The organism is Clostridium bornimense (assembly GCF_000577895.1).
GTDB lineage: Bacteria > Bacillota > Clostridia > Clostridiales > Clostridiaceae > Clostridium_AN > Clostridium_AN bornimense.
This window is the reverse complement of record NZ_HG917868.1, coordinates 845,489-860,060: the sequence shown is the minus strand read 5'-3', so window position 1 is coordinate 860,060 and position 14,572 is coordinate 845,489. Positions and strand designations below refer to the sequence as shown.

General features: G+C 25.2%; 14 protein-coding genes. 2 read left to right on the top strand and 12 right to left on the bottom strand.

The genetic code is table 11. The features are described 5' to 3' along the window. Window positions 1–5: 5 nt before the first annotated feature. From CM240_RS03850 to CM240_RS03795, 12 genes are all read right to left on the bottom strand, one after another. Window positions 6–1,538 (bottom strand): lipopolysaccharide biosynthesis protein, encoded by a 1,533-nt coding sequence (locus CM240_RS03850; protein ID WP_044036624.1) that lies wholly within the window; start codon window positions 1,536–1,538, stop codon window positions 6–8. Window positions 1,539–1,545: 7 nt separating this feature from the next. Then, window positions 1,546–2,709 carry a Coenzyme F420 hydrogenase/dehydrogenase, beta subunit C-terminal domain gene (locus CM240_RS03845; RefSeq protein WP_044036622.1) on the bottom strand — a complete coding sequence of 388 codons (1,164 nt, stop codon included), beginning with the start codon at window positions 2,707–2,709 and terminating at the stop codon, window positions 1,546–1,548. Between the two features lie 40 nt (window positions 2,710–2,749). After that, a complete protein-coding gene (locus CM240_RS03840) occupies window positions 2,750–4,006 on the bottom strand; it encodes a polysaccharide pyruvyl transferase family protein (protein WP_044036620.1) in 1,257 nt (418 codons plus the stop codon). Next, a complete protein-coding gene (locus tag CM240_RS03835) occupies window positions 3,987–5,267 on the bottom strand; it encodes a hypothetical protein (RefSeq protein ID WP_044036618.1) in 1,281 nt (426 codons plus the stop codon). The genes CM240_RS03840 and CM240_RS03835 overlap by 20 nt, the downstream gene beginning before the upstream one ends. Before the next feature lie 12 nt (window positions 5,268–5,279). Beyond that, on the bottom strand, window positions 5,280–6,419 hold the full coding sequence (locus CM240_RS03830; RefSeq protein WP_044036616.1) for a glycosyltransferase family 4 protein: 1,140 nt from the start codon (window positions 6,417–6,419) through the stop codon (window positions 5,280–5,282). Next, a complete protein-coding gene (locus CM240_RS03825; RefSeq protein ID WP_051483670.1) occupies window positions 6,416–7,306 on the bottom strand; it encodes a glycosyltransferase in 891 nt (296 codons plus the stop codon). Before CM240_RS03825 ends, CM240_RS03830 begins: the two co-directional genes overlap by 4 nt. Before the next feature lie 24 nt (window positions 7,307–7,330). Next, on the bottom strand, window positions 7,331–8,179 hold the full coding sequence (locus CM240_RS03820) for a glycosyltransferase family 2 protein (RefSeq protein WP_051483669.1): 849 nt from the start codon (window positions 8,177–8,179) through the stop codon (window positions 7,331–7,333). Next, a complete protein-coding gene (locus CM240_RS03815; RefSeq protein WP_044036614.1) occupies window positions 8,151–9,386 on the bottom strand; it encodes a glycosyltransferase in 1,236 nt (411 codons plus the stop codon). Before CM240_RS03815 ends, CM240_RS03820 begins: the two co-directional genes overlap by 29 nt. Before the next feature lies 1 nt (window position 9,387). After that, window positions 9,388–10,587, bottom strand: a complete 1,200-nt coding sequence (cps2T, locus tag CM240_RS03810) for a beta 1-4 rhamnosyltransferase Cps2T (RefSeq protein ID WP_051483668.1) — start codon at window positions 10,585–10,587, stop codon at window positions 9,388–9,390. Window positions 10,588–10,715: 128 nt separating this feature from the next. Continuing rightward, entirely contained in the window at window positions 10,716–11,483 is a 768-nt protein-coding gene (locus tag CM240_RS03805; RefSeq protein WP_044036612.1) for a tyrosine-protein phosphatase, read from the bottom strand. Window positions 11,484–11,500: 17 nt separating this feature from the next. After that, window positions 11,501–12,160 (bottom strand): CpsD/CapB family tyrosine-protein kinase, encoded by a 660-nt coding sequence (locus CM240_RS03800; RefSeq protein ID WP_044036610.1) that lies wholly within the window; start codon window positions 12,158–12,160, stop codon window positions 11,501–11,503. Between the two features lie 9 nt (window positions 12,161–12,169). Then, window positions 12,170–12,868 carry a YveK family protein gene (locus CM240_RS03795; protein ID WP_051483667.1) on the bottom strand — a complete coding sequence of 233 codons (699 nt, stop codon included), beginning with the start codon at window positions 12,866–12,868 and terminating at the stop codon, window positions 12,170–12,172. Window positions 12,869–13,118: 250 nt separating this feature from the next. Here CM240_RS03795 and CM240_RS03790 point away from each other — a divergent pair, with 250 nt between their 5' ends. Then, window positions 13,119–13,370 (top strand): TIGR03905 family TSCPD domain-containing protein, encoded by a 252-nt coding sequence (locus tag CM240_RS03790; protein ID WP_044036608.1) that lies wholly within the window; start codon window positions 13,119–13,121, stop codon window positions 13,368–13,370. Between the two features lie 82 nt (window positions 13,371–13,452). Then, complete coding sequence (locus CM240_RS03785) at window positions 13,453–14,565, top strand: AI-2E family transporter (RefSeq protein ID WP_044036606.1); 1,113 nt, start codon at window positions 13,453–13,455, stop codon at window positions 14,563–14,565. The last annotated feature ends 7 nt before the right edge of the window (window positions 14,566–14,572 follow it).

The window sequence follows — 14,572 nt, the reverse complement described above, 5'->3', positions numbered from 1 at the left end:
ACTAATTAAATCTGACTTTTACTTGTATTAGGAACAATTTTATAATATATATTTTTTATCTTATTTCTTTCTTGATTATTAAAACTTATCAAAATTATTAATATAATATATATTGTATTAATTATAACTGCTTTAGTAATAAAGGTTGTCCAAGTTCCTTGTAAAAATTTATTTACTATAAAATATAAACATGAAACTATAATCATAACTATACCAGTTTTTAAACAAGTCTTTTTAAAAAATTCTATTAAATTTAATTCTAAAACCTTCTTATAATACAGATTCATAAAAATTGTATTTCCTATTATCATAGCAATAGCGGTAGATAGCGCTACACCTATTGGTCCTATTACTTTAAATAAAATTATACTTAAAACTATATTACCAATAGCATTACATAAGTAAATAATAGAACGAACTTTATGCTTCTTCATTGCATAAAGTATTTGATATCCTGTAGTTTGAAACATAGGTACAGTAAGTGATATCATAATTACTAATCCATAATAATATGCATACTCAAACTTACTACCTAACCATAAAAGAATCATTTCCTTACCTAAAAAAATATATGATGTTAAAATCATTCCTACAAACATAAATTGAAATCTAGATGCCTTTATAAAAAAATCGTTTATCTCCCTTTTACTTTTACCTAAAGAAATCTTATCCACTATTCTAGGTAAAAATACAGATGAAAATGTACTACATAAATTTATATATTGAGTGATTAATTGAGAAGATATAGCATATACTCCAACTACTGCTGTAGTAGTTGACATAATACCTAATAATATTCCATCTGTTTTCCAAAATATTTGATCTGTAACTATTCCTAAAAATACAAAGAATGAATATCCTTTTAACTCATTTCTCATATCTTTATCTAAAGATTTGAAATTTAATCTAATATCTAACTTTTTTCTCACTAAAATGTAATTGAAGATATTTGAACACTGATTTAAAACTAAATCAATACTAAAAATAGCAATTATATTTGATTTAATTTTAAGTAATATCACTATTAATATAGCTCTAACAATTACTTTAATTAAACTAGTTAGCTTTAATACTTTATACTTTTTATACGCAGACAGTATACTTGAAAATGTAGCTGATGGAATTTGCAAAAGTATATTTAATAAAGCTATAAAAAAACATATTTTAAATATAGAAACATTTTCATTTGCTAAGCTTTTAAAAATTAACTTAGAATTTAAAATTATTATTATACCTATAATTAACCCTATTAAAACAATTTTTATATATGTTTTGAAACTATGTCCTGCTATTTGTTCTATCTTATCTTTTCTGTTTTCTGACCTAAATTGTGCAATATATCTTATAACTGTTTGCCCAACTCCTAAATCTAAAATAGCTATGTATCCTATAGTAGAATTAACCAAACTATATACACCATATAAATCTTCACCTAAATATCTTGTTTCTATTCTTACTAAAAAAAATGTTAAAATTAAAGTAACTACCATATACACATATGATATAACTATATCACTCTTTAACTTTTTATCTCCCATAATTCTCTCACCCAATTACTTTTTTTATTTTTACTTTTATACTCCGTATCTTCCGTTTAAATCGTCTTTTTTTCTCAATTGGTATAACATATTTTCTATATAAATCATCCAAAGCTATATCTTTTTTAAGTTTTTCTTGAAATTTATTTTTTACATTTGGCTTTGTTATTTCCTTAATATACTGAGAAGTTTTTATCTCACCAAAAGATACTTTTTCAACATAGGTTGTATTCATTAACTTTTTAATGATTTCATCACCCTTTTTAGTATTTGATAGTACTATAGAAACACCTTTTTCATTATCGTTACATTTTGGTCCCCAAAAATCTCCCAATCGTATATCAGAAAATACTTCATTAAATCTAAATTTACATTGGTAACAAGAATTATTTAAATCTAAATTTTCTAAAAATATTCTCATAAATAAATCTTTATTCATGCTTTTAGAATGAATTTTGCCATATTCATCAGTTATTGTAACGGAAAAATTATGCCATCCTGATACTTTATCCCTAAAATTAACACTTTTTATTTTTTCTAAATGCTCTTTCCTTTTTATCATCTCAATATACTTATCCCATAAATTTAAACTAGGTGTTCCATGACAAAAAAAATCTACTAAAATCCAATCATCTATTTTATTTTTTATCATGAATTTTCTCAACCCATATATTTGACAAGGAGTACCCACTACTATATACTTTTCAGTCTTTTCTAATGAACTAAATGCATCTACCGTATAACTTTGTATATATTTAGAACCTAGTATATCATCAATATTTTTCTTAGAATCAATTATTTTATGTACTGCTCTATTTTGATCATAATCATAGACAACCCCACACACTTTATAACCATTATCCAAACCATATTCACATATTTCTTTCCCAATACCTCCTGATGAAGTTTTTTGTAAAACTTCATCGTCTAAACTATACATTAAATATCCCTTTGACCTTTCAATCTTATATATATTATTCATATATTCTTGATGAAACTTATTGCAAACACTTTTACACAATCCGCATCCTATACATTTTTGGTTAGTACTAGCATAATAAAATCCATTAATATCTCTCTTTACGTCTATACACTTAAGAGGACATATACTAGCACAAACACCACACCCTGTACAACTACCCCCTAGTGAATCCATGATATTATTACTCATTATATATGTCCCCCTATTTCCAAATTTTTTCTACTGATTTTTATATTTTTTTTATACAATATAAAATTCTCTTTTTACACTTTTCTACTGATATATTTATATTTTCTAAATATATATCATAATTTAATATGATTTTTTCAATAATCTTATCTACTTCATCAACTATTTCATTACCTCTCCATAATTTTTCACCTTTCCCATCAATGATTAAATCATTGAATCCTAATCCTCCTATAACTCCTTTGTATTTATTACTATAAGCTATAGATATAGCCGGCTTTCCCATTTGAAACGTAGATACAGCTCCATGCATTCTTCCTGTTAATGTAAAATATCCTCCTCCTAATATATCTCTAGCTTCATAAGGCAACATTTCACTATAACAAATCCTAACTATTCTTTTCTTTAACTCTTCCGATAACTGGCTATTTAATTTTTCAATCAAGTCATCGATAATTAGTATATCACTGACTGAATCTGGCTTTGTAACATGTGACATAAAGATTATTTTATATTTTCTTAACTCTTTATTATTTAAGATACTTTTTACTATATTGCTCCATACCTCTAAATAGCGATTTCTATCATTAGTATAATATTTATATAAACCAGAAGGAATTAATGTTATATAGTCACAGTCGCCTTTTATAAATTTATTATTTCTATATTTTTCTCCTGGATTTGGCAAATCAAGAAAAGCTAAGTCTGCTGTCAATTCAATGTTACCTTTTCTTAATCTTTCTTTTAAATAGTCATACGTTACAATGTCTCTTGGGCATATCATGCATTTTTCTAATACTTTATGTATATAAGCAGCCTTCTTACCTTCAAAAGGACCTAATGTATGTCCAAACAAAATAACTTTTATATTATCAGACAAACTATCAATCATCTTAATTTGATGCATTATACCTCTTAAGGGATACTCACTAGATAAATCATCTCCCCCTAATATAATTACCTTCGTATATTGTTCTTCTATAGCTTTAGCATATTTTTTTAATCTTCTACTATATAAAAAATTAATTTTACCTTCATCAAATTTTCTTATAGTTATATTCATCAACTTATCAATTACTTTTTCAGCTATTGTTTTAGATGATAGTTTTATATTATTCATATATATTTTATCAGTACAACATGATAATCTTAGCCTTCGCAAATTATCTTCGTCATCAATATCTGTATAAAATTCAATTTCCTTCTCATTATTATACATATAATAAATAAGGTTTATGGCCATCATTGCACTTCCTATATTATAAGTATTGTATACCCTATTGATTAGTACTTTCATTAATTACACCTTCTTCCTCATTATTATTTCTCAAGGACAAACATATAAATACTAATGGAATTATTAATTGGGAGCATTTAAAAACTTGTGTATAAAATGCTAATATTGTAAAATTCATAACTATAAGTAAAAATACCGATAAATTTCTCATACTAAAAATATGAAATAATAGATACGAATATAATATTATAAGATAGGAAAAATATACTATACCTCCTTCATATACCTTAATTGATATTTCACTCATACCAAAATGACTAGGCATAGCCGGATCAGCATATTTAACTGTACCTATCCCCATTCCTGAAGTATATCCATTACCATAATTTAGTGAATATTTGAATAATTCTATTCTCTCCTCTTCTTCGTTCTGATTATCATATTGATCAATATTTCCAGTTAACTGTAATACTTTCCCCTTGACCCTTGTGTTTAAGAATTCACCTATTTCACTATTACTTGAAATTATATAACACAATGATACAATTATTCCCAATAAAATAATTATAGATTTAAAACGACTCGTTTTCTCCTTAATTTCATAGTATATAATTACTTGGATTACTATTAATGGAAATAATAAATAAAAACACGTATTATCATTTTGAGCAGAAATAACAACCATAAATATTATCTGAAAAATCGTTAAATATAAAGTACTCTTTTTACGTTCCTTCATATAGTAACTGATATTCATAACTACTAATGCTATCCAATATAAAGTAAGTCTATGAGTTCCACTAGATCCTATTAATCCTGTAATATGATCTTCATACATAGGATTATTATCATAAAACCTCATAAGAAAATAGGTATTATTCAACTGCCGTAAAATTATTGGTATATTTATAATAAAATACACATTAAATATTTTTCTTACTTTATTAATAAAAAAATTATTAATATAAAACTCTTTATAACTAATCATATATAGAAAAAATATAATTATGATACTACTTCCAACTCCATATAAAATTAAGCTACGTATAAATGAATTATTCCAACCATGGAGCATTATATTCATACTTATAATTATTACAAAAGCTAAAGTTATAAAAGTAACACCTTTTGTAATTTCAATTCCTCTAAATAAATATTGATAAACTATATAACAACCTATTATTAAATAAATATACTTATTTAAATCTATTGAAAGCATCCATCTTTCAAATAACAAATTAAATATTAATATGTAAATAATAAATTTTTCTATAAAATTAACTGATTTATCACTTTCTCTTTCAATAATAACTTCTTCCAAAATAACTCTCCTCTAGATTATCTTTTTATATAGATTAAAAATATTATGAGCATTTTTTTTCGAACTAAATTCATTAATAGCATATTCACATCCATTTTTCCCCATAATACTTCTTTCTTTATAGTTACAAATTAAATACTCAATTTTCTTTGATAACTCGTCTATATCCCCAGCTTTATATAAAAATCCATTAAATCCATCAACTATAAGCTCATTTGTAGCTACACAATCAACACCTATTATAGGTTTTTTATTATACATAGCTTCAATAGTTGTTCTTCCAAATCCTTCACTTCTTGAACAATTCAATTCTAAATCAGCTTCTTCATGTAAAGCTACAACATCTTTTGTGAACTTAAGTATCCTAATATTATTTTCAATGTTATTTTCCACTACCAAAGCATCAATTTCCTCTTTATATTTTTGTTCAAAATTTCCTGCTAAAGTAAGTTTAACGTTTCTATATCCTTTTTTATACAAATTAATTACTGCTAAAACTCCATCTTTTTGACCTTTTCCAGAACTTATATATCCTAAAATCAATATATTGAATTCATCTTTATTTATAGTAGCGTTTCTTTTAGTTTTATATTTATATATATCACTAATACCATCATATATTATAATAACTTTATCTTTATTAAATTTTTTAATACTTTCCCGATATAATCCTTTAGATATTGTTATTATTTTAACTGAATTATTTTCTATAAACTTATTTATAATTTTAGGCGAGATAGGATATTTTCTATCCTCTGCAGTATCAAATTCTCTTATGTGAAATATATGTGGTATATGTGAGATTTTACCAATCATTGCTCCTATATATATAACACTTGTATTTGTATGTATTAAATCAATATCATACTTTTTTATTTCTTTTGAAACCTGATACGCTACTATACAATTTTGTATATTTCTTAATATACATTTCACTCTACTTTTCCAATTTACTCTTCGATACATAGAAACATAATATTTTTTTTCTATAATCTTAACATCTCTTTTCTTCAACTCCTCATAAAATTTCCCTTTACCAACTACTAAAACATAAACTGTTTGTTTCATTAACAACATCTCATCAATTAACTCTAACAAAGCAATAGATGCTCCCCCTAAATTTCGTTCATGGGATATATATAAAATGTTCATGAATCTCCTCCTAATAAGTTCTCAATTTTATCTTTCTGTAAAATAATTTTATATAACTGAAGTGATGATTTAAATTTATTCTTATAGTAAAAATTTCTTTTCTTGAAGTTTTTATTATATACAGTTTTTGTTGCCGAACCTTCCTTGTGTAATATTTTTATACTAGGTTCGTAAATAACTTTCAAATTTAACCTTTTACATATATAAAATAATATTTCTTCCTCTCCGTACATAAATGTATTATTATATATTCCAGAAAATTTTTTTAAATATTTAGGTGAAAATACTAAACAGCTTCCATGCAATACTAGTTCTTCTTTATTTGAATCATCATTGCTATGTTTTAAATCTTTGTTGCTAAAAAATAAGTTTTTGATTTTATAAATTAAAACGTCCAAATATATGTAACTAAACAAAAAGTTCATTCCAAACTCTATTACCATTTTTCGAGCATATTTTAAACTTGCTATTTTATTTCTATGAGGATTTTGATGTCCATTATCTTTTGTTGAAATTATATCTGGACCTAAAATATAAAATGCTTCCTTGTTATACACATTTATTATTTTATTTATAAAATTATTTTGCATTATTAACGTATCATTATTAATTATTACTACAAAATCAGCTTCTAATTTATCTTTTGCATATTTAATCCCCATATTATTTCCTTTTGCGAATCCAAGATTTTCTTCACTACGAATAATATATATATTTTTACTCTTACTAAAATGTTCATTTAATTTTTCATAACTATGATTCTTTGAACCATTGTCAACTATTACTATTGAATAATCATTATAGTCTACATTCTTATTAATTGATTTAACACATAAAATTGTATCTTCAGTAGTAATATAATGTAATATAACAAAAACCACATGCATATTTTCTCTATATCCTCCTGAATTTTATTTTATTAAAATTGCTTGCATCCTAAATAAGCATATAACATATTTTACAGCACACTTTATTGTAAACTTACTTCTTAAACTAATCTTTAATTCTTTCATTGGCCTCTCATTACATTGAATTGCTAATCTCGCAATTCTATCATTAAACTTTGCATTAATATCCCCATTCTTGTTAATATCATTATTATATTTTTTATAAATCTTTCTTAAAGATATTACTCCAGCAAAATCATTTTTAGTTATGCTATTACTTTGTATATAATTCACTGTCAGTACTTCATTTAAATGCCCAACTCTATATTTTTTTATTAATCTAATTACTAAATCCCAATCTTGAAATCTCGTCAATTCATTATCAAATTTCTCATCAATAAAACAATCTCTCTTTCCTAAAATAGCTCCTGTCGTAATAAAATTATCATAAAAAATCAACTGTCCAATTTTTTCTTCCTTAATCTCTGATTTAGGAACAATTTTAGTTAATTCTGAATTCACAACTTTATGAGAACAAAAAACAATATCTAATTTATTATTTTCTAAAAATTCAACTTCCTTTTCTAACTTACTACTTACCCACTGATCATCACTATCTAAAAAGGCAATATATTTTCCCCTTGCCTTGCTAATTCCTATATTTCTAGCTACACATGCTCCTCTATTAGAATTCTGCCTTAAGTACACTATCCTTTTATCTTGCATATTCTCTATTACTTTTTCTGTATTATCTGTAGAATTATCGTCTACTATAATAATTTCAAAATTTTTATATGTTTGTCCAAGAACACTATCAACCGCTCTTTTGATTGTCGTTTCTCTATTATACGTAGGTATTATTACTGATATCATCAACCTTCCTCCTTGATTGTAACAAGATATCATTTATAATTTCCTGTGATTTATATTCCCAGGTATATTTCTCATTTAATGATTTAACAATTTTATATCCTAATTTAGTATTATTTTTTAATTCATCTATGGCAAATTGAATATAACTTATAAATTCACTATCATTATTTGATATGTATACATAAGGCGAAATTCCATCTACTCCTGCAATATTAGTTGTAACTAGTTGTTTACCTGCTGCAATATATTCATATAACTTTATTGGATTCATACTATCAGTAAACTTATTTTTCTTATGCGGCATTATTGCTATATCAATTTTCTTCATCATTTTTGGTAAATCTTTGTAATGTATATCACCTGTGAATTTTACATTTTCATATTTTTTCTTTAATTCTATTATTTTTTTTCTACAATTTAATACAGGACCCATAAATATAAAATTGCATTCTTTATATACAGAAATACATTTCTCTACTAATTCAAAGTCTATTCTTTCTTGTATTTTTCCCACATATCCTATATTTATTGTGTCGTTATCTTTTATAGATATACTTTCACTAAAATACTCTTTATTGACACCATTACTAATACATTTTACATATTTGGATTTTTCAAAAAAATATTCTAAATTTTTAGATACAGTAAATACTGCATCTGCATTCTTAATTATAAATTCATAGTTTTTTCTTATAATGTCACTATATCTATTCATTTGCGGATGATATACCCAATTATCTATAGCGTCAAAAACAAATGTATCATAATCTAATTTCTCTAGTATCCCTACAGCCATTGGATTTTGTAATAATATACACTTACTTTTCATCCCTATTAAACTAATTGATTTATTTATGGCATCAGCAACTCTTTCATCTCTAAAAATTCTATCCCACCATTGTTTACGCTCTATAATTACCTTTATTACATCTTTAATATACATATCAATATAATATACATTATTATCAGTCTTCATAAGTACCCAGTTATTTTCTTTATATACTACTTCACCATGATTCGTTTTCCAACTACTTTTTTTTGCTACCATTTCTGCTATAGATACAGGTCTATTCACAACTAGTACTTTATTTACAAATTCGCTATTTTTGTAACTTTCAAATAAGTGAGCATCTCTGGTCCTAAATCCTTCTTTTAACCACTTTTTATAATCATGAAATGGAAAGACTATCAAATCTATATCTTTCATATCACACATCCCCCACTAATGACACTTCTACTTCATACTCAAGTTCACTTTTTAAAATTAGTCTCTCATATTTCTCTATCACACCTTTCCAATTATATTCATTAATAATTCGCTTTTTTGATTTATTTTCTAGTATTTTTATATTTTCTTTCGAAATAAATTCTAAATCATTTATTTTTTGAGATAAATTAGAATTAGTCTTTAAAAAATAAATAGCTCCTTCCATCGCTACTTCTCTATTAAACCCTACATCTAGTAGTAAATTGATTTTTGTCATTGCTAACGATTCCAAAAGTGACGGATTTGTTCCCCCTACTTCATGACCATGAATATAGCAATAAGCCTTCTCTCTTATCTTTTTTAATAACTGTTGATCATAAACTGTTCCTACAAATTTTATTCGCTTATCCTTATAAAAAGATGTATTTTCTTTTAATTTCTCATAAAACTTATTCTTAGTTATATTGGTTACTATCACCAAATCCTTTTTTGTCTTCGATTTCATAAATTCTTTTATTACAACCTCATAATTATTTTCAGGAACAAATCTACCCACAACTAAATAATACTGATTTTCTTTTATATTGTTACTCTTATACCAATTTAAAACCTTTTCATCAAAATCATCTAACTTAGAACCTTCATACTCTGCACCATAAGAAATAAAAGTTGTATTTGGACTATATTTCTTATATCGTTCTTTTATATATAGTTCAATATTCTTAGAATCACATATTATTAAATCACAATTCTTAACCATAAGTTTTTCTGATAGTTTCCAATATTTTTTTATAATAAAATTCCACTTTGCCCTTTTCCACTCATGCCCATCAGGATTTAGCCATAACTGACAATCTAATTTTTTTAGTATTTTGCTATATCTTTTTATAAACGGTCCTATTCTAGCAGCTAATATATAAATTATTGCTCCTTGTATTTCATTTTCTTTTATATATTTTATTGCATTTCTTATTGCATATAAGTCATAAATCACTGCTTTCGCTGCTCCGATATTGGGCACCTTTATATTAAAACATCTTGCATTATTATAAATAAATTCATCATAATTATTAGATAAACATGCCACATGATATTTTATTTCTTTACTTTGCTGATATTGAGTTAACTTTTCTACAAATGTTTCAAACCCTCCATACTTCGCAGGTATCCCTTTAGATCCTATTATGAAAACATGCTTCACCTCTATTACCCCATTTCAATATTCACAATATACCCTTTTTATAACTGAATTTTATATTCTTGAATATTTATGTATTAATTTTACATTAATCTATTAATTTTTAGGAGTGATATACACTCCATAAAAACTTATTTCAATCCTATAAAACTAAAAATCCCTTTCTTTACTTTTATCTTTTCACCTTGGTAAATAACTTCTTTATTTTCTAATAGCAATTCACTAGATTGTACCATCGATTCTAAATATCTTTTATCACTTTTCTTTATAATTTCAAAACTCTCCGTCAAATTCATAGTTCTTTTATCACTTCTATGAGCATCAGAACCTATAAAATTATATACTCCACTATTTAAAAGAATTTTACTAGTTTTCTGTGCTTCTTTACCAAAAGCTCCATGAAGGCTAGTACCATTTAGCTGAAACAAACATCCTGCTTCAATAAATTCATTCAATATCTCAGGATTTTTCATAACTGCTCTATATCTTTCTGGATGTGCCACTACTGGTACGATGTCTCTTATTTGAAGTTCATACAAATAATCTAATGAATCCACTTTAAAATCTACTGGCGGAAACTCTATAAGCATATATCTTGAATCATTTATAGTGCCTATATTTCCTCTCTTAAACTCTTCGAATATATTTTCAGTAAAATAAACTTCTTGTCCATGATATATCTCTATATCTAATTCTTTTTCAATTTTTTCTTTAAACTCAGGAAATATTTCCTTTATCTTACCGTATTCATTAGTATAATATCCTTTAGCATAATGTGGTGTTGCTACAATCTTTCTTGTCCCACACTTAATAGCTTCTTTTATCATTTCTATTGACATTTCCATGTCTTTCGAGCCATCATCAACGTTTGGCAATATATGACTATGTAAATCTATCATACTTTTCACCTCTTGTATTATTTTTTATCTTCTCCATAATAATAATAATACTTATTTATCGAATTGGCTACGTCATTAAAAACTATTCCTAAAATATTTGCATTTACTTTTTGTAATAAATTTTTAGCAGTTAATATTGATTCCTTTTTCGTTTTTTCACTCCTTATTACTATTAAGGTTCCATCAACTTCAGTAGATAATACTTGTGCATCTGTAACAGCATTTAATGGTGGTGTATCCATAAGTATATAATCATATTCATTAGCCAATTGTTCTAAAAGCCTTTCCATTGATTTTGAAGCTAACATTTCTGCAGGATTAGGTGGTATCTTACCAGATGTTATTATGTGAAGGTGCTTATTCCTGTATTGAACAACATCTTTTAATTCTTTTTTTCCAACTAATAGTTCTGTCAATCCAACTTCATTAGATATTTTGAATTTTTTATGCATTGTAGGTTTTCTTAAATCACAATCTAATATAATTACAGTATTTTCACTCTGTGATAAAGATACCGCTAGATTACCAATAATTGTACTCTTTCCTTCCGATGGTTCTGAACTTGTAACTAAAATTTTCTTTATTTTTTTATCATAAGATGAATATTGAATATTAGTTCTTAATGTTCTATATGCTTCAGCTGATATAGATTTAGGTTTTCTCTCTACTATAAACATACTATTCTCCTATCTTCTTCTTTTTGTAAATTCTTCACTGGGTATAACTCCAAGAACAGGTATACCAATTATCTTTTCTATCTCTTCTCTATCCTTAAAAGTCCTATCCATAGTCTCTAATAAAATTGAAATTCCTAATCCTGCTAATAAGCCTATAACTATTCCCATACTTATATTAAGAAATTTTTTAGGAGTTACTGGTACTCTTGGTTCTTCCACAGATTCAATAATTTTTACATTTCCATTAGCAACTAAAGTCTTTGAAGTATTTATAAATTCATTTGTAACAGCAGATAAAATTTCCTTCGCTTCTTTACTATTATCATCTTTATATTTTATTTGTAAAATTTGAGTATTAGCTATTGGAGTAACAGTTATATTTGCTAATACCTGTCCAGTTGTCTTCATAGTGTTTACATTTTTTATAGCATTACCAACTAGATCTTTAGTTTTTATTGTCTCTGAATATGTCTTTATTAATTGCTGATACATCTGTACATCACTGTTGTTGTATTTTTCTTCCTGTTCAGCTTTTCCAACAAATATTTTTGTTGAAACTTCATATTTAGGTTTAATAACAAAAAAACTTAAAGTAGCTGAAATTCCTCCAATTAATATCATCATAGATACTATTAATTTATATCTCCTTTTTATAATAAATATAAGTTCTTCAATATTTATTGTTTTATCCAAAATTGTATCCTTCAACTTTACCTCCTATTTATTTTTATCTATTAAATTACTCTTATGTTAAAATTATACTATTAATATACATAAACTTCAATAAAGTTTTTATTTATTTAATAATATTGTATTTTATTACTATTTTTCTCTATAAAATTATTTAAATATTGTGTTAAATTATTCTTTATCTTTTCAAGTACTATATCTTATTCTATTCATAATTGTAAATATATGATATAATGTAAACATATACACAAGAAGGGTGGGGAATATTATGTATACTTATAAGACCAGCGGGGTATGTTCCTCTGAAATTAAGTTTGATATTAAAGATAACAAAGTTAAAGAAGTTTTATTTGTAGGGGGCTGTCCTGGAAATGCTTTAGGACTGAGTTCTTTGTTAAAAGATATGAATATTAATGAAGCAATAGAAAAATTGTCTGGAATAAAATGCGGAAAAAAGTCTACTTCTTGTCCAGACCAACTTGCTAAAGCTTTAACTAGTGTTTTAAGTACTATAGAATAGGTATTATAATCCAGTAAATATTACTGGATTTTTTATTTTCCTTTTAGATATTCATGTTATAATATCTTGGGGAGGATGCAATATGTTTAAAAACAAAAAGATACCTTATATGGAATTTCTACCATTAATTTTGATAACTATTATCATATATAGATTAATGGATTATTCTGCAAATTTTCTTAATTTTCTTAACTTAATATTAGGAGTAATACAACCTATATTAATAGGATTAACTATAGCTTTTATTCTAAACCCAATTATGATGTTTTTTGAAAATAGAATAAAAAGTAAATATAAACGAGGTATAAGTTTAGCTTTAACCTATCTCTTATGTGGAGGAATACTATTATTATTGATAAATGTATTATTACCTACAATTATGTCATCATTATCTGAATTAGTAGAAAATCTTCCTAGATATTTAGAAACATTTTCTACATCATTAACAAAGCTTTTTGAAGAAACTGACTTAAAAAGTAGTGATGAATTAATCAAATCACTTACAAACTTTATTTCTAAATTTATAAGTGAAATTGGTAACTCAATAAATATGTTCTTAACATCTACTATAACAACGCTATTTAAAATAGGATCTTTTTTACTTAATTTTGTTGTAAGTATTGTAATATCAATATATGTTTTAAAAGATAAAGATACTATATGTTTTAAATCAAAACAATTTTTTAGATCCATTTTAAATGATAATTATTATAATAAACTTTTAACTTTAACTGATAGTGCTAATTCAATCTTTGGAAAATTTATAATAGGTAAATCTATCGATTCACTTATAATTGGTTCTATATGCTTTTTAGGACTTATTATTTTCAAATTCAAATTTGCTTTATTAATAGCTCTTATTATTGGTATAACTAATATGATTCCTTATTTTGGACCTTTTATTGGAGCTGTACCAGCAGTAATATTAACTATATTTGATTCACCTTCTAGAGCTATTGGAATGGTTCTATTTATTTTTATACTTCAACAATTTGATGGATTATATCTAGGTCCTAAAATCTTAGGAGATCAGCTAGGTCTTACACCTTTACTAGTTATGATAAGTATTTTAGTTGGAGGCGGCCTATTTGGCTTTATCGGTATGTTTTTAGGTGTACCCGTTTTCGCATTAATAAAAACAATATATGATTCTTGGATAGAATACATATTTAAGAAAAAAAATTTGCAAATTTAAAAAATAG